Annotated in this window: 20 protein-coding genes; 9 read left to right on the top strand and 11 right to left on the bottom strand. The window is 68.9% G+C overall.

The window, feature by feature from the left end:
- Nucleotides 1-92: 92 nt before the first annotated feature.
- The 3 genes from ABDZ92_RS11700 to ruvB all read right to left on the bottom strand — a co-directional run bounded on the left by ABDZ92_RS11700 (nt 93) and on the right by ruvB (nt 5067).
- The gene (locus ABDZ92_RS11700) at nt 93-3230 is read right to left on the bottom strand and encodes a helicase-related protein (protein ID WP_343762935.1); all 3138 of its coding nucleotides are present in this window, start codon (nt 3228-3230) and stop codon (nt 93-95) included.
- 105 nt (nt 3231-3335) lie between these two features.
- Nucleotides 3336-3923 (bottom strand): cysteine hydrolase family protein, encoded by a 588-nt coding sequence (locus ABDZ92_RS11695; protein ID WP_125959339.1) that lies wholly within the window; start codon nt 3921-3923, stop codon nt 3336-3338.
- A gap of 121 nt (nt 3924-4044) precedes the next feature.
- A complete protein-coding gene (gene ruvB / locus ABDZ92_RS11690) occupies nt 4045-5067 on the bottom strand; it encodes a Holliday junction branch migration DNA helicase RuvB (RefSeq protein WP_125959340.1) in 1023 nt (340 codons plus the stop codon).
- A 122-nt stretch (nt 5068-5189) separates the two neighbouring features.
- Here ruvB and ABDZ92_RS11685 point away from each other — a divergent pair, with 122 nt between their 5' ends.
- Nucleotides 5190-6092, top strand: a complete 903-nt coding sequence (locus ABDZ92_RS11685) for a 2-hydroxyacid dehydrogenase (RefSeq protein WP_125959341.1) — start codon at nt 5190-5192, stop codon at nt 6090-6092.
- 49 nt (nt 6093-6141) lie between these two features.
- Nucleotides 6142-8208, top strand: a complete 2067-nt coding sequence (locus tag ABDZ92_RS11680; protein WP_241211721.1) for an MGH1-like glycoside hydrolase domain-containing protein — start codon at nt 6142-6144, stop codon at nt 8206-8208.
- 150 nt (nt 8209-8358) lie between these two features.
- Here ABDZ92_RS11680 and ABDZ92_RS11675 read toward each other — a convergent pair whose 3' ends face one another.
- From ABDZ92_RS11675 to ABDZ92_RS11650, 6 genes are all read right to left on the bottom strand, one after another.
- Nucleotides 8359-8787, bottom strand: a complete 429-nt coding sequence (locus ABDZ92_RS11675) for a nuclear transport factor 2 family protein (protein ID WP_125959342.1) — start codon at nt 8785-8787, stop codon at nt 8359-8361.
- A gap of 103 nt (nt 8788-8890) precedes the next feature.
- A complete protein-coding gene (gene ruvA / locus ABDZ92_RS11670) occupies nt 8891-9493 on the bottom strand; it encodes a Holliday junction branch migration protein RuvA (RefSeq protein WP_125959343.1) in 603 nt (200 codons plus the stop codon).
- A complete protein-coding gene (gene ruvC / locus ABDZ92_RS11665) occupies nt 9490-10017 on the bottom strand; it encodes a crossover junction endodeoxyribonuclease RuvC (RefSeq protein ID WP_425542290.1) in 528 nt (175 codons plus the stop codon). The genes ruvA and ruvC overlap by 4 nt, the downstream gene beginning before the upstream one ends.
- Before the next feature lie 121 nt (nt 10018-10138).
- Nucleotides 10139-10882, bottom strand: coding sequence for a YebC/PmpR family DNA-binding transcriptional regulator (locus ABDZ92_RS11660; protein ID WP_125959345.1), 744 nt, complete (start codon nt 10880-10882; stop codon nt 10139-10141).
- A gap of 146 nt (nt 10883-11028) precedes the next feature.
- Nucleotides 11029-11265, bottom strand: coding sequence for a DUF2312 domain-containing protein (locus tag ABDZ92_RS11655; protein ID WP_125959346.1), 237 nt, complete (start codon nt 11263-11265; stop codon nt 11029-11031).
- A 94-nt stretch (nt 11266-11359) separates the two neighbouring features.
- Complete coding sequence (locus ABDZ92_RS11650; protein WP_125959347.1) at nt 11360-11677, bottom strand: DUF1244 domain-containing protein; 318 nt, start codon at nt 11675-11677, stop codon at nt 11360-11362.
- Nucleotides 11678-11748: 71 nt separating this feature from the next.
- Here ABDZ92_RS11650 and pyk point away from each other — a divergent pair, with 71 nt between their 5' ends.
- Complete coding sequence (gene pyk, locus ABDZ92_RS11645) at nt 11749-13215, top strand: pyruvate kinase (protein WP_125959348.1); 1467 nt, start codon at nt 11749-11751, stop codon at nt 13213-13215.
- A gap of 95 nt (nt 13216-13310) precedes the next feature.
- On the opposite strand, the gene ABDZ92_RS11640 is transcribed toward pyk, so the two are convergent.
- Nucleotides 13311-13943 (bottom strand): HAD family hydrolase, encoded by a 633-nt coding sequence (locus ABDZ92_RS11640; protein WP_125959349.1) that lies wholly within the window; start codon nt 13941-13943, stop codon nt 13311-13313.
- A gap of 13 nt (nt 13944-13956) precedes the next feature.
- Nucleotides 13957-14082, bottom strand: a complete 126-nt coding sequence (gene ykgO, locus ABDZ92_RS11635) for a type B 50S ribosomal protein L36 (protein WP_055755695.1) — start codon at nt 14080-14082, stop codon at nt 13957-13959.
- 153 nt (nt 14083-14235) lie between these two features.
- Here ykgO and ABDZ92_RS11630 point away from each other — a divergent pair, with 153 nt between their 5' ends.
- The 6 genes from ABDZ92_RS11630 (at nt 14236) to ABDZ92_RS11605 (ending at nt 18722) form a co-directional block, all read left to right on the top strand.
- Nucleotides 14236-14853, top strand: a complete 618-nt coding sequence (locus tag ABDZ92_RS11630; protein WP_125959350.1) for a DUF4136 domain-containing protein — start codon at nt 14236-14238, stop codon at nt 14851-14853.
- Nucleotides 14850-15971 carry a M14 family metallopeptidase gene (locus ABDZ92_RS11625; RefSeq protein WP_125959351.1) on the top strand — a complete coding sequence of 374 codons (1122 nt, stop codon included), beginning with the start codon at nt 14850-14852 and terminating at the stop codon, nt 15969-15971. Before ABDZ92_RS11630 ends, ABDZ92_RS11625 begins: the two co-directional genes overlap by 4 nt.
- Before the next feature lie 40 nt (nt 15972-16011).
- Entirely contained in the window at nt 16012-16698 is a 687-nt protein-coding gene (gene gpmA, locus ABDZ92_RS11620; protein WP_125959352.1) for a 2,3-diphosphoglycerate-dependent phosphoglycerate mutase, read from the top strand.
- A 96-nt stretch (nt 16699-16794) separates the two neighbouring features.
- A complete protein-coding gene (purE, locus tag ABDZ92_RS11615) occupies nt 16795-17280 on the top strand; it encodes a 5-(carboxyamino)imidazole ribonucleotide mutase (protein ID WP_125959353.1) in 486 nt (161 codons plus the stop codon).
- Nucleotides 17277-18344, top strand: a complete 1068-nt coding sequence (locus ABDZ92_RS11610) for a 5-(carboxyamino)imidazole ribonucleotide synthase (RefSeq protein WP_125959354.1) — start codon at nt 17277-17279, stop codon at nt 18342-18344. The genes purE and ABDZ92_RS11610 overlap by 4 nt, the downstream gene beginning before the upstream one ends.
- 249 nt (nt 18345-18593) lie before the next feature.
- Nucleotides 18594-18722: a hypothetical protein gene (locus ABDZ92_RS11605; protein ID WP_272695160.1), complete on the top strand. Its 129-nt coding sequence runs from the start codon at nt 18594-18596 to the stop codon at nt 18720-18722.
- Nucleotides 18723-18740 lie beyond the last annotated feature (18 nt).

The following is an 18740-nucleotide window of genomic DNA, read 5'->3' as shown; positions in this document are numbered from 1 at the left end:
CCACCATCGTGCTCCTGCGGAGGCAGGAGCCCAGGGCCACAAGCGCTGCGTTCCGTAACCCTGGACCCCGGCCTCCGCCGGGGTACGGGGCGTCAGCCGTCCCCCACCTCGCCCAGCAGCGCCTGCACCCGGTCCGCGCGCGCGGCCGCATCCTCGATGCGCTCGGCCAGCACGTAACGCTCACCCTTTGCCTCCAGCCCCGCGGCCTTCAGCTTCGCCTTGCCGTAGGGCGTGAGCGCGATTCCGCCCGGCCCGGCATCGACCCGCGCGACTTCCGCCACCCGCGCCAGCTGGCGGATGCGCGCCACCGTCATCAGCCGCTGGGCGTCTTCCGGCAATTCGCCGAAGCGGTCCTCCAGTTCCTCCTCGAACCCGTCGAGCGCCGCCTCGTCGCCCAGCCGCGCAAGCCGGGCATAGAGGGTCAGCCGCACCTCGGCTTCAGGGATCCAGCCCTCCGGCAAGCGACCCTCGATTCCCAGGTTCAGCTCCGGGGTCCACACCGTCACCTCCTCCCCGCGCGCCGATCGCAGCGCGAGGCCGAGCAGATGCTGGTAGAGATCGACGCCGATCAGCTTCATGTGCCCGGCCTGCGCCTCGCCCATCAGATCGCCGGCGCCGCGCATGTCGAGGTCGCGGGCGGAGATCGCAAATCCCGCACCCAGCCGGTCGAACGCCTGCAAGGTCCGCAGTCGCTTCAACGTGGACTCGGCGATCTCGGCACCGGCTTCGGTCATCAACAGCACCTGCCCGCGGCGGCCGCCACGTCCGACGCGGCCGCGCAGCTGGTGGAGCTGGCTCAACCCGAAGCGGTCCGCGTGGTGGACGATCATCGTGTTGGCGCGCGGCACGTCCAGCCCAGCCTCGATGATGTTGGTGGCGAGCAGCACGTCGCCCGCGCCATTGGCAAAGGCGACCATCGCCTCGTCGATCTCGGCCGCAGGCATCTTGCCATGCGCGGTGACCAGCCGCAGCTCCGGCACCAGCTTCTTCAGCTCCGCCTCCAGCGGTGCCATGTCCTCGATCCGCGGCACCACCACGAAGCTCTGCCCGCCGCGACCCTTTTCGCGCAGTAGCGCGCTGCGCACCGTCACGGGATCGAAGCTGGCGATGGCGGTGCGGATCGGCTGGCGGCGCGCCGGCGGCGTCGCGAGGATCGACAGCTGCTGCAGGCCGACCAGCGCAGTCTGCAGCGTGCGCGGGATCGGCGTCGCCGACAGTGCCATGACGTGCCCCGCACCCAGGTCGCGCAGCTTGGCCTTGTCGGCCGCGCCGAAGCGCTGCTCCTCGTCGATCACCACCAGCGCAAGGTCGTGGTACTCCACTCCGGCGCCCGCCACCGCACCGGTGCCGATCACCACCCGGATCGAGCCGTCGGCAAGGCCGGCCTTGACCTCTCTCTTCTCCGCCTCGCTCGACAGGCGGGAGAGGCCGGCGACGGCGATACCGGTGCCTTCGAAGCGCTTCTGAAAGGTCTCCAGGTGCTGGCGGACCAGCACGGTGGTGGGTGCCGCGATCGCCACCTGGCGGCCGGCGAGCGCGACCATCGCAGCCGCGCGCAGGGCCACCTCGGTCTTGCCATAGCCGACGTCGCCGATCACCAGCCGGTCCATCGGCTTGCCCGAGGCGAGGTCGTCGCGCACGGCCGCGATCGCCCGCGCCTGATCCGGCGTCTCGGTAAAGGCGAAGCCGGCGGCGAAGCGCTCGTACGCAGCCGGGTCCGGCTCGATCGGATCGGTGGTGCGCGCGTCGCGCTCGGCGGCCAGGGCGGCGAGGCCCTTGGCGCTCTCCGCCACCGCCGCATCGATCGCGCCGCGCCGCTTCTCCCAGCTCGATCCGTCGAGCGAGTCGAGCGTCACCGAGTCGGCGTCGGCGCCGTAGCGCCAGATGCGGTCAGCCTCGGCGACCGGCACCAGCCGGCGGCCTTCGCGCGCATAGCCGAGCATGATCGCGTCCCCGCCATGCTCACCCGGCAGCGTCTCCAACCCCATCACGGTCCCGATACCGAAGTCATCGTGCACCACCACGTCGCCGATGCGCAGTTCGCCGGCACCCGCAAACAGCGGGTCGATCGCGGCAACCGCGCTGTCCTCTGCCAGCGCGCGTCCGCCGAGCAGGTCGGACGCGGCGACCACCGCCAGTCCTTCGACGCGGAACCCGCGCTCGATCGGCGCGACCAGGGTCGCGACCGTACCAGGTCCGAGCGCCCGCGCAGCCTGCCAGCTGGCGACCTCCTGCGGCTCGGTCTTGAGCAGCTTCCTCACCCGCGCGCCCAGGAAGCGCAGGTCGCGGCGCGATCCGACCAGCAGCAGCGCGCCATCCTCCAATGCGGCGCGGCCGAACCGCGCAAAGCCGCGCGAGGGCTGGCGCTGCTCGACGAAGCGCGGCGGCACTTCCCCGCCCTCCGGCAGGGCGAGCGTATCGGCCTTGGCCAACTGCGCGTTCCAATCGCTGTCGGACACGACGCCGGCGTTTGCGCGACGACGCTTGGCGCCGTCTTCGGCCAGCGCCAGGAAGCGTTTCCGACGCTTCTCGGCGCCGGGATCGCTGGCAATCGCGACCGGGGGCAAGTGCGCGAACAGCGATACGCCTGCCGCACCCTCCCCGACCCCGGGCTCCATGGCCCGGCCGATCTCGATGGTGTCCAGCGTCTCTTCGGAGCGCTGGGTCGCGGGATCATAGCCGCGGATCGCGGCGATCCGTCCCTCCACCACCTCGATCCGCACCGGGCGCGGGGCGTCCGCGGGGAAGATGTCGACCACGCCGCCCCGCACCGCGACCTCGCCGGGCTCGTCCACCCGATCGTCGGTGAAGTAGCCGATCGCCTCCGCCTCGGCCCGGAAGGGCTCCGGATCGAGTTCGTCGCCGACCGCAAGCGCCGGCGGCGCCGCATCGAAGCTTTCCACCGGCGGCAGCAGCGGCACGGTCGCCTCCGCCGTGGTGATGCAGGCGAGCCGCGGCCGCTTGGCGTCCCCCGCCAGCAGCCGCAGCCGGCGGAGTGCTCCGACCCGGCGCCCCACATTGGCGGCGGAGGGCGGCGCATCGTCGCCCGGGATCGCGTCGCTCGACGGCAGGTGCACCACCGCCGCGTCGGGAGCGAGGGCGGCCAGCGCCGCGGCAATGCGTTCGGCGCGCTGCTCGTCGGCCGCGATGAACAGCAGGTCCTGGTTCGCAACTGCGTCCGCCAGGGCAGCGGCAAGCGCCCCATAGGGCATGGGATCGGCGGTCGGCATCAGGCGGCGCCACCGGCGCGCACGGGCAATGGGTGCATCGGGAACTCCAGCACGCCGGGCGGCGCGTGCGGGTTCAAACGAGCGCAGCCCAGCCGCGTTCCTTGGTCACTCCGCCTTGGCGATCCAATCGGCGAGCGAGCACTCGCGGGTGGGGCCGATCTCCGCATCCATGCTGTTGCGCATGATCTCCAGCGCCCATTTTGTACGCTGCGGATCGCTGCTGGCGACGGCATCCTCGGGCACCCACAGGTCGTACGCCCGCATGTGCGCGTCCGCGGCGGTGAACAGCACGCAGATGTCGGCGGCTACCCCGGTCAGGATCAGCCGGCTGACCCCCAGCTTGGGCAGCAGCACCGGCAGGTTGGTCGAATAGAAGCCGGAGAACTGCGGCTTGATGATGAAGTAATCGTCCTTGCGCGGCGCCAGCTTGCGGGTGAGCTCGCGCCCCGGCGCATCGCTCTCCGTCACGTTTTCGACGAGGCGCGAGCGTTCGGAATGCCATTCGCCGTTGTTGTCGTTGACGTAGATGACGGGCACGCCCGCCGCGTCGGCCGCCGCGCGCAGCGACAGGATCGGCTCCGCAGCCGCCTCCGCCGCCTCCTGTAGCGGCGCCGCGTCCTCGAAATCGAGCGCGTTGATCATGTCGATGATCAGCAGCGCCGTCTTGCCGGGCGCCTGTTCCGTGTCCGCCATCGCCTCTCTCCTCGCCGCCGGCGCTTGCGAGCCGGTGGATCGTTCCAGCGCGCGGGGGAGGCTCCTGGTTCCGCTCGCGCCAGACCTGGCGACGGACGCGATCGCCGCCGCCGCCCGGCGCCTAGTCGAAAAGGCCGTCCTGCGAGTTCACCGGGGGTTCGATGCCGAGGTGCTTCCATCCGGCCGAGTTCAGGCAACGCCCGCGTGCCGTGCGCGCCACCATGCCGATCTGGATCAGATAGGGTTCGATCACTTCCTCGATCGTGTCGCGTGGCTCGCTCAGGCCCGCCGCCAGCGTCTCCACGCCGACCGGGCCGCCGCGATACACGTCGGCGATCATGGTCAGGTAGCGCCGGTCCATCGCGTCCAACCCCTGGTTGTCGACCTCCAGCCGGTTCAGGGCGGCATCGGCCGTGCGCGCGTCGACCGTCTCGGCGCCCGCAACATTGGCGAAGTCGCGCACGCGGCGCAGCAGCCGTCCGGCGATGCGCGGCGTGCCGCGTGCGCGCCGGGCGATCTCGCGTGCACCATCCGATGCCACGTGCAGGTCGAGCAGCCCGGCCGCGCGCGTCACCACCCGCTCCAACTCGTCCACCGTATAGAATTGCAGCCGCACCGGGATGCCGAATCGGTCGCGCAATGGCGTCGTCAGCAGGCCCTGGCGTGTGGTGGCGCCGACCAGCGTGAACCGCGGCAGGTCGATCCGCACCGAGCGCGCCGAGGGACCTTCGCCGATCATCAGGTCGAGCGCGCGGTCCTCCATCGCCGGATAGAGCACCTCCTCGACCGCCGGATTGAGGCGGTGGATCTCGTCGATGAACAGCACGTCGCCGTCCTCGAGGTTGGTGAGCAGCGCGGCCAGATCGCCCGACTTGGCGATCACGGGGCCGGAGGTGGCGCGGAAGCCGACGCCCATCTCGCGCGCGACGATCTGCGCCAGCGTCGTCTTGCCGAGCCCTGGGGGGCCGAAGAACAGCACATGGTCGAGCGCGTCGCCCCGCGATCGCGCCGCGTCGATGAACACGCGCAAATTCTCGCGCGCGGCTTTCTGGCCGACGAACTCGTCCAGCGAACGCGGGCGAAGCGCGGCGTCGACGTCCTCGCCGCGCCGGGCGGGCGTCAGGATGCGATCGGCATCGCTCATCGGCTTGCCGGCCCCATGGAGGACGGGATTGCGGCCTTCGGATCGAAGATGTCCATGGTTCGTTCCGTACCGATGCACCCCGCCCCCTGTCGAGGCACATCGCACGCCGCTAGGCTGACGCGATGACCGATCGCCCGCCCCTGTTCGTCATGACGCCGCTCGCATCCGAGATGATCGAGCAGCTGGAGGAGCGCTTCACCGTTCACCGCGGCGGCGGTCCCGAGGACACGCGCGCCATCGTCGCGGGTGGCGCAAGCGTCATCGACGCCGCGATGATCGAGGCCCTGCCCCAGCTGGAGATCATCGCGATCAACGGCGTCGGCTATGACGGCATCGACCTGGAGGCGGCCCGCGCCCGCGGCATCCGCGTGACGACCACGCCGGACGTCCTGACCGAGGACGTCGCGGACCAGGCGATCGCGCTCATGCTGGCGGTGCAGCGGCGGATCGCCGCCAACGATCGGATGGTGCGCGACGGCGGCTGGATGGTCCCTCCCGGCCGTCAGGCGAGCGGCCGCCGCATCGGCATCTTCGGCCTCGGCCGCATCGGTCGCGCGATCGCACGCCGCGCCGAGCCGTTCGCGGCCGAACTCCTCTACACCGCCCGCCATGCGAAGCCGGACGTGGCCGGGCGGTTCCTGCCCGACATCCGCGCCCTGGCAGCCGCCTCGGACGTGCTGATCCTGTCTGCCCCCGGCGGCGAGGAAACGCAGCACATCGTCGGGGCCGAGGTGCTTGCGGAGCTTGGCCCCGACGGCGTGCTCGTCAACGTCGCGCGCGGCAGCCTGGTGGACGAGGCGGCGCTGATCGCGGCGCTCGCCGACGGGCAGATCGCCGGCGCCGGACTGGACGTGTTCGAGAACGAGCCGGACGTGCCGCGGGCGCTTCGTCACATGGATCATGTCGTGCTCGCCCCCCACCAGGGGAGCGCCACCGTCGCCGGCCGCGCCGCCATGGCCGCGCTGGTGCTCGCCAACCTCGATGCCCATTTTGCGGGGAAGCCGTTGCCGACGCCCCTGGTCTAAGCGGCCTCCTTTCACCTAAGCATTGCTCAGACAAAAGGGAGAGGCAGGCTTGGCGATCAACCGGACGAAGGGGACGCGCATCGGGCGCACGGTGCGGATGGTTGCGCTGCTGGGCGCAACCGGCTTGCTGGGCGCCGGTGCGACGGCGGAGCCGCCGCAGCAGCCTGCCGCGATCGCGTTGCGGATCGATGCGGACGGCGTGCTGCGCACCCGGTTCGGCAACGACGCGCCTTGGTATCGCGACAATATCCCGCTATTCGAATCATCCGATCCGAAGCTCGACGCCGTCTATTACTATCGCTGGAAGCTGTTCCGCGCCCACCAACGCGACCTGGGTGAAAAGGGCTACATCAGCACCGAGTTCATGGACGATGTGGGCTGGCAGCGCGAACCCTATGCTAGTCTCAACGACGCGACCGGCTTCCACCTCTACGAGGGCCGCTGGCTGCGCGATCGCCGCTATGCGGGCGATTACATCGACTTCCTCTACCAGGACGGCGGCAACGACCGGCACTTCAGCGAGGCGATCGCGGATGCCACCTACGCGCGCTTCCTGGTCGACGGCGACCGCGCCGATGCGGTCCGCCACCTGTCCGCGATGCGCCACATCTATGGCCTGTGGGACGACAAGTTCGATTTCACCAAGGGGCTCTACTTCATCGAGCCGCTGCTCGACGCGACCGAATACACCATGTCCTCGATCGACGCCTCGGGCGGCAAGGATGGCTTTCGCGGCGGCGATTCGTTCCGGCCGTCGATCAACGCCTATATGTTCGCCAACGCGCGCGCGATCGCACGTCTGTCCGCCCTTTCTGGGGATGCGAAGACCGCCGCCGACTATGACGCACGCGCCGACCGGCTGCGCACCCGCGTCGAGGAAGCGCTGTGGAGCCCGAAGCTCGGCCACTTCATCGACCGGTACAAGGTCAACAACGAGCATGTGAAATATTGGGAGCCGATCCGCGGGCGCGAGCTCGCCGGCTACGTGCCCTGGACCTTCGGCCTGCCGAGCAACGACCCGCGCTTCGCCGACGCTTGGAGGCACCTGCTGTCGCCGCAGGGGCTAGGCGGGCCGTTCGGCATGCGCACGGTGGAGCCGAGCTACCCGCACTACATGCAGCAGTATCGCTACGAAGGCACGGCGCCCGAATGCCAGTGGAACGGACCCATCTGGCCGTTCCAGACGACGCAGACGCTGACCGCCATGGCCAATCTGCTACGTGACTATCGCCAGGACGTCGTCACCCGCGCCGACTATCTGCGCCTGCTGCGCCAATATGCGCAGCTCCACTTTCAGGGCGACCGGCTCGACCTGGAGGAGGATTATCATCCCGATACCGGCAAGCCGATCGTCGGCCTGGCGCGCAGCCACCATTATTTCCATTCGGGCTTCACCGACCTGGTGATCTCCGGCTTGGTCGGACTGCGTCCGCGCGAGGACGATGTGCTCGAGATCGACCCGCTGGTGCCCGCCGGATCCGGGCCGGACACCCTTCAGTGGTTCCAGTTGCAGGACGTACCCTATCACGGGCGGCTGGTGACGATCCGCTACGACGCCGATGGCAGCCACTACCGCCAGGGTGCGGGCATGCGCGTGCTGGTTGACGGGCAGGAGGTCGCCCGCAGCGCCAAGGCCGAGCGGATCGAAGTGCCGATCTCGCGCCGCGCCGCGCCTGTACGCGCGACCCGCATCGACCGCGCCGTCGAACTGGTCCGCGGCCAATTCCCCAAGCCGAGCGCGTCGAGCGGCACGCCCGAGCGCATCCACGACGCCGTGGACGGCCGCGTGGTGTTCTTCCCCGAAAACGACCACGGCTGGAGCAGCCAGGCCGGCGAACGCGCGCCTTGGCTGCAGGTGGACTTCGACAAGGCCACCGAGCTTTCTTCGGCCGAACTCGCCTTCTTCGCCGATGCCCAGCACGCCGCCCCGACCGGCTACACGATCGAGGCGCAGGTCAACGGTCGCTGGCAGAAAGTCACGGCTGAGCAGGACGCTCCGCTCGCCAACGGCATCACCAACGCCCGCTGGAAGCCGCTCCGCGCCACCGCGGTTCGGGTGCGCATGCGCCCGCAGGCGGGAAAGCCGGTGCGCGTGGTGGAGCTGAAGCTGTTCTGACGAACGCGCAGTCCGGGCCTCTGCAACCCCTCTACCGTGCTCCTGCGCAGGCAGGAGCCAGGCTTCAAGGCGCCGCAAGCCGTGGCTCTGCTTGGCCCTGGAGCCCGGCCTGCGCCGGCGTATGGGACGGAAGAGGGACCCTGCTTTTGGTTACTGCGTCCTTGCCGGCGGGATCGGCGTGTATTGCGTCGAGATCAGCCGCCAAGCGCCGCCGGACCGATGCGCGACATAGCGGACGCGCATGGAACGGGACGCACCGCCGGGAAGCATCACCGACATGCGCGACGTAACCACTGCAGTATCCCCGGCCGATCGCACAGCGACTTCATCGCTCTGGATCGGCGGCGCAGGCTTCTTCGCCTCGGGCGCGTAGAAGGCGAGCACCTCCGCGCGGGAGTCGACAGCACCAGCCGGCGAGATCTCTTCGTACTCGGGCGAAAGCGTCTCTTCGAGCGCAGCAGGATCGAACCCGAGGCGCGCCGCCTCGAACCGCTCGACCAGTCGACGCAGGGCCGCATCCTCAGCACTCGCAGGGCTTGTCGCAAGCAGCGCCACAAGGATCATCGCATGCATCGCCATGTCGACCGTGCTTTCTTTTGGTGCCTCACCCCTTCCGAGGACAGCGCCCCCGTTCAGGCAGAGGCATCCTGCCGCGCACGGGCCGCGGCGTCCAGCGCTGCCGCTATCGCGCCGCCTTGCGCAGCGCGAGGCGGACGAGCGCATCGAGGCTGGCACCCTCGCCGACCTCTTCGGCGGCCGCCTCCACCGCGCGCGCGGCTTCGGCCGGCTTGAAGCCCAGGTTGAGCAGCGCCGATACCGCGTCGGCGCTCGCGCCGCCCGCCGGGATCGTGGCGCCGGCGACGCCCGCGAGCCCGGGCGCGATGCCGCCGACTTTGTCCTTCAGCTCCATGGCGATGCGCTGGGCGAGCTTGGGCCCCACCCCATTTGCGCGGCCGATGCCGGCCTTGTCGCCCTTGGCAATGGCGGTGCGCAGCTCGTCGGGGGCGAGCACCGACAGGATCGCCAGCGCGACGCGCGCACCCACGCCCTGCACGCCGGTCAGCAGCCGGAACCAGTCGCGCTCGTCGGCGGTGGCGAAGCCGACCAGCCGGATGAAGTCCTCGGCCACCAGCATCTCGGTGTGGATGGTGACGTGCTCGCCCACCCCGCCCAGCGCCTGCAGCGTGCGGGACGAGGCGCCGACGAGATAGCCGACGCCGCCCACGTCGATCACCGCGTGGTCGATGCCGGTCGACTCCAGCCTGCCTTTGAGATGCGCGATCATGCCCCCACTCCCGTTCGTCGGGCGCGCGCATGGGCGCTCGCCAGGTGATGCGCATGGGTGATCGCCACCGCCAGCGCGTCGGCGGCATCGGGCCCGGCCAGCTTCACGCCCGGCAATAGATGCCCGACCATCGCCTGGATCTGCCGCTTGTCCGCGCCGCCAGTGCCGACCACCGCCTTTTTGACGATGCTCGGATGATACTCGCCGATCGCCAGCCCCGCAGTGGCGGCGGCGAGCAGCACCACGCCGCGCGCCTGCCCTAGCTTGAGCGTCGACTGGGCATTGGAATTGCCCAGCACTTCCTCGGCCGCAGCGCTCTCGGGGCGCTCCGTGCGGATCACCTCGCCCAGCGCCCCGAACAGGTGCGACAGACGCCGGGGCAGTTGCATCGACGGGTCGGTGCGGATCTGCCCGTTGGCGACGTGGCTGAGGCGATTGCCGTCCGCGCGGATCAGGCCCCAGCCGGTGGTGCCGAGGCCGGGGTCGAGACCGAGGATCACCACCGGACCGCTCCTCCCCAGCATGGGGAGGGGGACCAGCCGTAGGCTGGTGGAGGGGGGGCGCCGCCAGCGCCCCGGCGGTGGAAGCCCCCCTCCACCGCTCTGCGAGCGGTCCCCCTCCCCGTCCCGGGGAGGATCAGACGCATCAGCCGAGCTTCTCCATGACGGCGTCGGAGACTTCGTAGTTGCCCCACACGGTCTGCACGTCGTCATCGTCGTCGAGCGCGTCGATCAGCTTGAACAGCGTCGCGGCGTCGTCCTCGGTCACTTCGACCATGGTCTGCGGCTTCCAGGCGAGCTTGGCGCCCTCGGCCTCGCCCAGCACCGGCTCCAACGCCTTGGCGACTTCGTGCAGGTCGCCCTGCGCGGTCCAGATCTCGTGGCCGTCCTCGCTAGAGGTGACGTCCTCGGCACCGGCTTCCAGTGCCGCCTCGAACACCTTTTCGGCGTCGCCGGCGCTTGCCGGATAGTTGATGAGGCCGACGCGGTCGAAGCCGTGGCTCACCGAACCGCTCGCACCCAGGTTGCCGCCGTTCTTCGACACCGCGGTACGCACGTTGGTGGCGGTGCGGTTGCGGTTGTCGGTCAGCGCCTCGATGATGAGGGACACGCCGCCGGGCCCGAAGCCCTCGTAGCGGATCTCCTCGTAATTCTCCATGTCGCCCTTCGACGCCTTGTCAATCGCGCGCTGGATGTTGTCCTTGGGCATCGACTGCGCCTTGGCGGCGTTCACCGCCGCGCGCAGGCGCGGGTTCATGTCGGGGTCCGGCAGACCCATCTTGGCTGCGACGGTGATTTCGCGGCTGAGCTTGGAGAACATGCCCGAGCGCTTCTTATCCTGCGCGCCCTTGCGGTGCATGATGTTCTTGAACTTGGAATGGCCTGCCATGTGCTCTCTCGAATCCAGGGGCAGCCGGCTTCCCCGGGAAGCGGGCCGTCAATGCATAGACGGGTAGAAGAAACACCGCCCCCGAGACAAGCACAGTGCCTGTCCCGCGCGGCCGGGGCGGGAACGGCGCCCGAAGGCGCCGTCGATCAGATGCCGAGCGCCTGCTTGTAGGTCTCGAGCAGCATGTCCGCCTCGTCGCGGTGATGCTTTTCCATCCGGCGGAGGCGGATGATCGATCGCATGGTCTTCACGTCGAAGCCGGTCGACTTCGCTTCGGCATAGACATCCTTGATGTCGTCGGAGATGCCCTTCTTCTCCTCTTCCAGCCGCTCGATGCGCTCGATCAGAAGGCGCAGCTGCTCGGCGGAGATATTGTCGCTCATGATGGTCCTGTGGAATCTGTGGTGAACCGGGGCGTCTAGGCGATCCCCCGCCACCGCTCAACCGGTCGTGAGGCTCGCGCGCCTGGTTTGGCCTTCAGGCGAGGTCGGTCGGATTGCGCGCCAGGCTTTCCTGCATGCGCGCGAGCTGCGCCTCGGTTGCCGGCGGCTGGTGGCTGGCCTTCCACTCGGCATAGGGCATGCCATAGATCAACTCGCGGGCGGCTTCCCGGTCGATCGGCTGCTCCGCGCGGATGCTCGCGTCCTCCACCCATTCCGACAGACAGTTCCGGCAAAATCCCGCCAGCCCCATCAAATCGATGTTCTGCGCGTCCGAGCGATGGCGCAGATGACGCACCAGCCGCCGGAACGCGGCCGCAGCGATCCTGTCATCAAGATGGTCGATGTCTGTCATTTACGCCCTCCAAAGGTTGATCCGGATCGAAGAACAGGTAGAGCCGGTGGCTCGAAAACCAAGGATCGAGGATGACAAAGGCTTTTACGCCCCGCTCGCGCAAAGTCCGCGTGCTCGCGACACTGGGCCCGGCCAGCAACACTCCGGAGATGATCGCCCGGCTGTTCGAAGCCGGCGCAGACGCGTTCCGGATCAACATGAGCCATGGCGACCAGGCGTCCAAGCTCCCGGTGATCGCGGCGATTCGCGCGCTGGAAAAGGAATATAACCGCCCGACCACGATCCTCGCCGATCTTCAGGGTCCGAAGCTGCGCGTCGGCCGCTTCGCCGAGGGCAAGGTGATGCTGGAAACCGGCAGCCAGTTCATCCTCGATCGCTCGGACGCGCCGGGCGACGCGACCCGCGTCGAGCTTCCCCACCGGGAGATTTTCGCCGCGATCACGCCGGAGGCTCGGCTGCTGCTGGACGACGGCAAGCTCGTGCTGCGCGTCGTCGAGCATGACGACACCCGCATCGTCACCCGGGTCGAAGTCGGCGGCATGCTCTCCAACAACAAGGGCCTGAACGTTCCGGACGTGGTGCTGCCGATGGCGGCGCTGACCCCCAAAGACATCAGCGACCTTCACTTCGCGGTGGACGCGGGCGTCGACTGGATCGCGCTCTCGTTCGTGCAGCGGCCCGAGGATCTGGCGGACGCCCGCAAGCTCATCCAGGGACGCGCGGCGCTGCTCGCCAAGATCGAGAAGCCGTCCGCCGTCGTACGACTGGAAGAAATCGTCGAGCAGTGCGACGGCGTCATGGTCGCGCGCGGCGACCTGGGCGTGGAGCTGCCGCCCCAGTCGGTGCCGCCGCTCCAGAAGCGGATCGTCGAGACCGCCCGCCGGCTGGGCCGACCGGTGGTGGTCGCGACCCAGATGCTCGAATCGATGATCACCTCGCCGTCGCCGACCCGCGCGGAAGTGTCGGACGTCGCGACGGCGGTCTACGACGGTGCCGATGCGATCATGCTGTCGGCCGAAAGCGCCGCCGGCGACTGGCCGGTCGAATCGGTCGCAATGATGGATGCGATCGCCAATTCGGTGGAGCGCGATCCCGGCCACGGCGACCGCGTCCACTTCACCATCACCCGTCCCGATCCGACCACCGCCGACGCGCTCGCCGAAGCTGCCAAGAACATCGCCCGCACGGTCGATGCCAAGGCGATCCTGTGCTTCACCATCTCCGGCTCGACCGCCCGGCGAATCGCACGCGAGCGTCCCGGCGTGCCGATCATGGTGCTGACTCCGAAGCTGGAGACCGCACGGCGACTCGGCCTGTTGTGGGGCGTCCACGCGGTCCACACCCGCGACGTCGGCTCGTTCGAGGAGATGATCGCCAAGGCGAAGCGCATGATGCTGCGCCATCACATGGCCGGCGCCACCGACCGGGTGGTGGTCTGTGCCGGCGTGCCGTTCGGAACGCCGGGCTCCACCAACGTGCTGCACGTGGTGCGACTGATCGGCGACGAGCTCAAGAATTACGAAAAGAACAAAGCCTGAGGCCGACCCGGTGCTCCCGGAAAGCGGGAGCACCGGGTATGCGAACGCCAGCGCCTGCGGCCCTGGGCTCCTGCCTGCGCAGGAGCACGTGCTTGTTATTCGGGTAGCAACCCCAGCCGCACCAGTTCGGCGCGGAAAGCCGCAGCGTCCGAGAAATGCACCGCGCGAAGGCCCGCGGCATCGGCGGCGGCCACGTTGGCGAGGTTGTCGTCCACGAACACCGCCTCGCCCGGTGCCAAGCCGAATCGGCGCAGCGCCAGCGCATAGATCGCCGGATCCGGCTTCACCAGCTTCTCGTCGCCCGACACCACCACGTCGCGGAACCGGTCGAACAACTCGGGCGCGGTCGCGCGGAACGGCGGCCAGAACTCGCCGGAAAAGTTGGTGATCGCGTAGAGCGGCACGCCCGCGGCATCCAGTTCCGCGACGATCTCGGCCATGCCGGGCACGGGCCCGCCGATGCTTTCGTTGAAGCGCGGCCCCCAGGCGGCGATCAGCGCGTCATGCTCTGGATAGCGCGCGATCAGCTCGGCCGAAGTCTCGGCGAAGGGGCGGCCGGCATCATGCTGGAAATGCCATTCCTGCGTGACGACGTCGCGCAGAAACGCCGCGAGCGCCTGATCGTCGTCGATCAGGCGCTCGTAGAGGAACCGAGGGTCCCAATGGTAGAGGACGTTGCCGACGTCGAAGACGACGGCCTTGACCGGGTTCGGCACGTCGACCGTCACCGAACCGGCAAGATCAGCCCTGGCGTGCCTTGAAACGGCGATTCGTCTTGTTGATGACGTAGATACGGCCGCGGCGGCGGATCACGCGGTTGTCCCGGTGGCGATCCTTGAGCGACTTCAGGGAGTTGACGATCTTCATGACCGGGTTCGCTTCTCGAAATTTGGGCTGACAAAAAGAGGCGCCCGCCTAGAAGCTGACGGCTTCCAAGTCAAGGATGGCGGCATTGGAGCGGATGCGGCAAGCCGCGCGTTGAACACGGCACGACGATTCGGGCCGCACAGGAGCCAAGGCATGAACAAGCTCGTACTGGCGCTTACCGCAGGGATCGCAAGCCTTACCGCGGGCTGTGCGACCACCCAGCGTGCCGCCCCGATCGATGTGACCCGCTTTCACCTCGGTTCGCCCGTGGAGCCGGGCAGCTTCACGATCGAGCCGCTCCGCACCAACGCGACCATCAGCCCCGAGTACCAGACCTATGCCGACGCGGTTTCGCGCGAACTGAGTCGCCTTGGCTTCACGCCTACACGCACCACGGTGAGCAGCGATTCGCGCTATGTCGTCTCGGTCGCATTCCTGCGCGCCACCCGCGGCTATGTGGAAAAGCCTGCACCCTTTTCCGTGGGCCTGGGTGCCGGCGGCGGCAGCTTCGGCCGGCGCTCGGGCGTGGGCGTAGGCGGCGGCGTGACCCTGCCCGTCGGCGGCGGCCGCCAGCAGGCGGTGATCGGCTCCGAGCTCTCCGCCCAGATCCGCCGTCGCGCGGACAACACGGTGGTCTGGGAAGGTCGCGCCATGACCGAGTCGCTGGAGGGCAAGACGTCGAGCCAGCCGATCACCGTGGCGGACAAGCTTGCCCGCGCCTTGTTCCAGGGCTTCCCCGGAGAGTCGGGGATCACTACCACGGTCAAATGAGCATCACCGTCAACGCCGCCTTCGACAGCGGTAACATCCGCCTCGCCGGGAACGCGGGCGACACGCTGAACCTGGAGATCGTGCGCGATCACCAGTCCGACTTCTATCAGTGGTTCCACTTTCGCGTGGCCGGCGCCAAGGGGCGCCGGCTGACCTTCCGCATCACCAATGCGGGCGGGTCGGCCTATGCGTTCGGCTGGCCCGGCTACCGCACGCGGATGAGCACCGACCGCGTGGCATGGCGGCAGGTCGCCGACACCGACTATGCCGATGGCGTGCTGCGCTGGACGGCGGAGATCGACAGCGACCTCGTGTGGTTCGCCTATTTCGCACCCTACACGATGGAGCAGCACGACGCGCTGGTTGCACGAATCGCTGGCGAGCCCGGCGTTACCGTGCGCGAGCTGGGCCAGACGCTCGACGGCCGCGCGATCGATTGCCTGACGATCGGCACCGGCCCCAAGCAGGTGTGGTTCTACGCGCGCCAGCATCCCGGCGAATCGATGACCGAATGGTTCATGGAAGGCGCGCTGGAAAAGCTGGTCGATCCGAACGACGCCACCGCCCGCGCACTGCGTGAAAAGGCGACGCTGCACCTGGTGCCCAACATGAACCCGGACGGCTCGTTCCGCGGGCACTTGCGCACCAATGCGGCCGGCGTGAACCTCAACCGCGAGTGGCACACGCCGACGCCGGAGCGCAGCCCGGAAGTGCTGTGCGTGCGCAATGCCATGGATGAGACCGGCGTCGTCTTCGCCATGGACGTTCATGGCGACGAGGCGATCCCCGCCAACTTCCTAGCCGGATACGAAGGCATTCCCGCCTGGACCGATCCGCATGGCGAGAAGTTCTACGAATATGGCCGGCGGCTCGCCGCGGCGACGCCCGACTTCCAGCTGGAGCTCGGCTATGTGAAGTCCGCACCCGGCCAGGCGAACCTGTCGATGTCCACCAACCAGCTCGCCGAACGCTTCGGCGCGGTGTCGATGACGCTGGAGATGCCGTTCAAGGACCATGACGCGAACTCCGATCCGGAGTTCGGCTGGTCGCCCGAGCGCTCCAAGAAGCTCGCGCATTCCTGCCTCGACACGCTTGCCGGGATGATCGACGAGCTCTGATCCGTCCGTCCTGCCGTACTCATTTTCTCAAGGAGCCCCGATGCCCAGCCTCGTCCTCATTCGTCACGGCCAGTCCGCCTGGAACCTGGAGAACCGCTTCACCGGCTGGTGGGACGTCAACCTGACCGAGCAGGGCATCGCCGAGGCGACGGCGGCCGGCGAACTGATGGCGGCCAAGGGGCTCGACTTCGACCAGTGCTTCACCAGCTTCCAGACGCGGGCGATCAAGACGCTCAACCTCGCACTGGAGTCGATGGGCCGCCTGTGGTTGCCGGTCGAGAAGGACTGGCGCCTCAACGAGCGCCACTATGGCGGGCTGACCGGCCTCGACAAGGCAGAGACCGCAGCCAAGCACGGCGAGGAGCAGGTCAAGATCTGGCGCCGCAGCTTCGACATCCCGCCGCCCCTGCCGGAGGCGGGAAGCCCCTATGACCTCAGCAACGACCGTCGCTATGCCGGCATCGCCGTACCTGCGACGGAGAGTCTGAAGGACACGATCGCGCGCGTGCTGCCCTATTGGGAGGCGCGGATCGTGCCCGAGCTCAAGGCCGGCAAGCGCGTGCTGATCTCCGCGCACGGCAATTCGCTGCGCGCGCTGGTGAAGCACCTGTCCGGCATCTCGGATGCGGATATCGCCAGCCTGGAGATCCCGACGGGGCAGCCGCTGGTCTACGAACTCGACGAGGCGCTCAACGCGACCGACCGTTACTATCTGCGCGACCGGTAACGCCGTTTCGCAGCGTGACACTTCGGGCAGGGCTTCGGCCTTGCCCGGTGCCGTGCCGCTCTCTAGGAAGCCGGCTTCCTCGCATTCGGGACAGCGATGGCAGACCAACCTCTCGTCGGCATCATCATGGGCAGCACCTCCGATTGGGAGACGATGCGCCATGCAGCAGACGTGCTCGACGCCTTGGGCGTCCCGCACGAGACCAAGGTGGTGTCCGCGCACCGAACGCCGCGGCGTCTGGTCGACTATGCCGAGAGTGCGGCGGGACGTGGCCTCAAGGTGGTGATCGCCGGTGCCGGGGGCGCTGCGCACCTGCCCGGCATGGCGGCCTCGATGACGCGGCTGCCGGTGCTGGGCGTGCCGGTGGAATCGAAAGCATTGAGCGGCATGGATAGCCTGCTCTCGATCGTGCAGATGCCGGCCGGCATCCCGGTCGGTACGCTCGCGATCGGCCGCGCCGGCGCCGTCAATGCCGGCCTGATGGCAGCGGCGATCCTGGCCGTCTCCGACGATGCGCTCGCCGCCCGCCTCGACACCTGGCGCGCCGCCCAGACCGACAGCGTGGCGATCGACCCGCAATGACCCACGCTCCCGGCGCCACCATCGGCATCATCGGATCGGGCCAGCTCGGGCGGATGATCGGCATGGCCGCCGCCCAGCTGGGCTATCGCATCCATGTCTATGCGCCCGATACCGGGCCGGCCAACGACGTCGCCGCCGCGCACACCCGCGGCGCCTATGACGACGGCGCGGCGCTCGCCGAGTTCGCCGCCCAGGTCGACCTCGTCACCTACGAGTTCGAGAACATCGCCGCCGAGCCGATCGCGACGCTCGAGGAACAGGTGCCGGTTCACCCCTCCTCCAAGTCGCTCCGCGTGGCGCAGGATCGCGTCGCGGAGAAGCGCTTCGTCGAGGATCTCGGTGGCCGGCCCGCCCGCTGGGCGGCGGTCGCCAGCCGCGCGGAGCTGGACGCGGCGATCGCCACCATCGGCTGCCCCGCGGTGCTCAAGACCACACGCTTCGGCTATGACGGCAAGGGCCAGGCCCGGCTTGCAGGGCCGGAGGACGCGGACGCCGCCTGGGCGGCGATCGGCGACGGCCCGGCGATCCTGGAAGCGTTCGTTCCCTTCACCCACGAATTCTCCATCATCCTGGCGCGCAGCCCGGACGGTACGGTGGTCAGCTATCCGCCGGCGTGCAACGTCCACAAGGACGGCATCCTCGATACCTCGACCGTTCCCGCGCCGGCGGAAGTCGCCGCGCAATGGACCGAGGCGGCAGCACTCGCCGGCCGCGTCGCCGAGGCGCTCGGCCATGTCGGCGTGCTGACGCTGGAATTCTTCTGCGGCGCCGAAGGCCCGGTGTTCAACGAGATGGCGCCGCGCGTCCACAATTCCGGCCACTGGACGATCGAAGGCGCCGAGACCTCGCAGTTCGAGAACCATGTGCGCGCGATCTGCGGCCTGCCGCTCGGCCCAGTGCGGATGACGGGCCGCGAGGCGGTGATGACCAACCTGATCGGCGAAGACGCCGATGCCTGGCCCGAACTGATGGCGGAGCCGGGTGCCCACCTCCACCTCTACGGCAAGCGCGAGGTTCGTGCCGGCCGCAAGATGGGGCACGTCACGCGAGTCGTGCGCGACTGAGCCTCGCGGGGCGCTGCTCGCGCCTGCAAGTCCAAGCGTAGCCCTTACTTGGAGCGTCGCCATCTTCGGCGAGCGGTCGTCTCCCTGGCGACCGGCTCGGGCGGAGGTACGCACCTCCCGCACGCGCTCCACTTTGAGATGCACGCCGCGCAACTGCCGGCAAGTTCATTGCATTTGCTGCAATCGCGCCGAAACGCCACATGGATGGGGACAGATGCTGCACCGCAGCAAACATCTAAGAGGTCCACCATGTTCAGCCTGATCGCGCTGTATTTCGCCTATCGCAACCAGACCGTCGGCGCGCACATCGCACCGGTCTCCAAGACCACTGCTGCCAACGACCGCGCGATCGTCGCCGAGTTCGCCAAGGCCGCCTGACGCCCGCGCCGCAACTGC

This window comes from Sphingomonas molluscorum (assembly GCF_039522995.1).
In the GTDB taxonomy this organism is placed as follows: Bacteria; Pseudomonadota; Alphaproteobacteria; order Sphingomonadales; family Sphingomonadaceae; genus Sphingomonas; species Sphingomonas molluscorum.
This window is presented reverse-complemented; position numbering and strand designations above follow the sequence as displayed.

Coding starts and splice junctions, on each gene's coding strand:
- ABDZ92_RS11700 (WP_343762935.1), bottom strand. CDS start 3,230: ATGCCGACCGCCGATCCCATGCCCTATGGGGCGCTTGCCGCTGCCCTG.
- ABDZ92_RS11660 (WP_125959345.1), bottom strand. CDS start 10,882: ATGGCAGGCCATTCCAAGTTCAAGAACATCATGCACCGCAAGGGCGCG.
- ykgO (WP_055755695.1), bottom strand. CDS start 14,082: ATGAAGATCGTCAACTCCCTGAAGTCGCTCAAGGATCGCCACCGGGAC.
- ABDZ92_RS11675 (WP_125959342.1), bottom strand. CDS start 8,787: ATGGCGATGCATGCGATGATCCTTGTGGCGCTGCTTGCGACAAGCCCT.
- gpmA (WP_125959352.1), top strand. CDS start 16,012: ATGCCCAGCCTCGTCCTCATTCGTCACGGCCAGTCCGCCTGGAACCTG.
- ABDZ92_RS11695 (WP_125959339.1), bottom strand. CDS start 3,923: ATGGCGGACACGGAACAGGCGCCCGGCAAGACGGCGCTGCTGATCATC.
- ABDZ92_RS11605 (WP_272695160.1), top strand. CDS start 18,594: ATGTTCAGCCTGATCGCGCTGTATTTCGCCTATCGCAACCAGACCGTC.
- ruvA (WP_125959343.1), bottom strand. CDS start 9,493: ATGATCGCGCATCTCAAAGGCAGGCTGGAGTCGACCGGCATCGACCAC.
- ABDZ92_RS11655 (WP_125959346.1), bottom strand. CDS start 11,265: ATGAGCGACAATATCTCCGCCGAGCAGCTGCGCCTTCTGATCGAGCGC.
- ABDZ92_RS11650 (WP_125959347.1), bottom strand. CDS start 11,677: ATGACAGACATCGACCATCTTGATGACAGGATCGCTGCGGCCGCGTTC.
- purE (WP_125959353.1), top strand. CDS start 16,795: ATGGCAGACCAACCTCTCGTCGGCATCATCATGGGCAGCACCTCCGAT.
- ruvB (WP_125959340.1), bottom strand. CDS start 5,067: ATGAGCGATGCCGATCGCATCCTGACGCCCGCCCGGCGCGGCGAGGAC.
- ABDZ92_RS11625 (WP_125959351.1), top strand. CDS start 14,850: ATGAGCATCACCGTCAACGCCGCCTTCGACAGCGGTAACATCCGCCTC.
- pyk (WP_125959348.1), top strand. CDS start 11,749: ATGACAAAGGCTTTTACGCCCCGCTCGCGCAAAGTCCGCGTGCTCGCG.
- ABDZ92_RS11610 (WP_125959354.1), top strand. CDS start 17,277: ATGACCCACGCTCCCGGCGCCACCATCGGCATCATCGGATCGGGCCAG.
- ABDZ92_RS11685 (WP_125959341.1), top strand. CDS start 5,190: ATGACCGATCGCCCGCCCCTGTTCGTCATGACGCCGCTCGCATCCGAG.
- ABDZ92_RS11630 (WP_125959350.1), top strand. CDS start 14,236: ATGAACAAGCTCGTACTGGCGCTTACCGCAGGGATCGCAAGCCTTACC.
- ruvC (WP_425542290.1), bottom strand. CDS start 10,017: ATGCTGGGGAGGAGCGGTCCGGTGGTGATCCTCGGTCTCGACCCCGGC.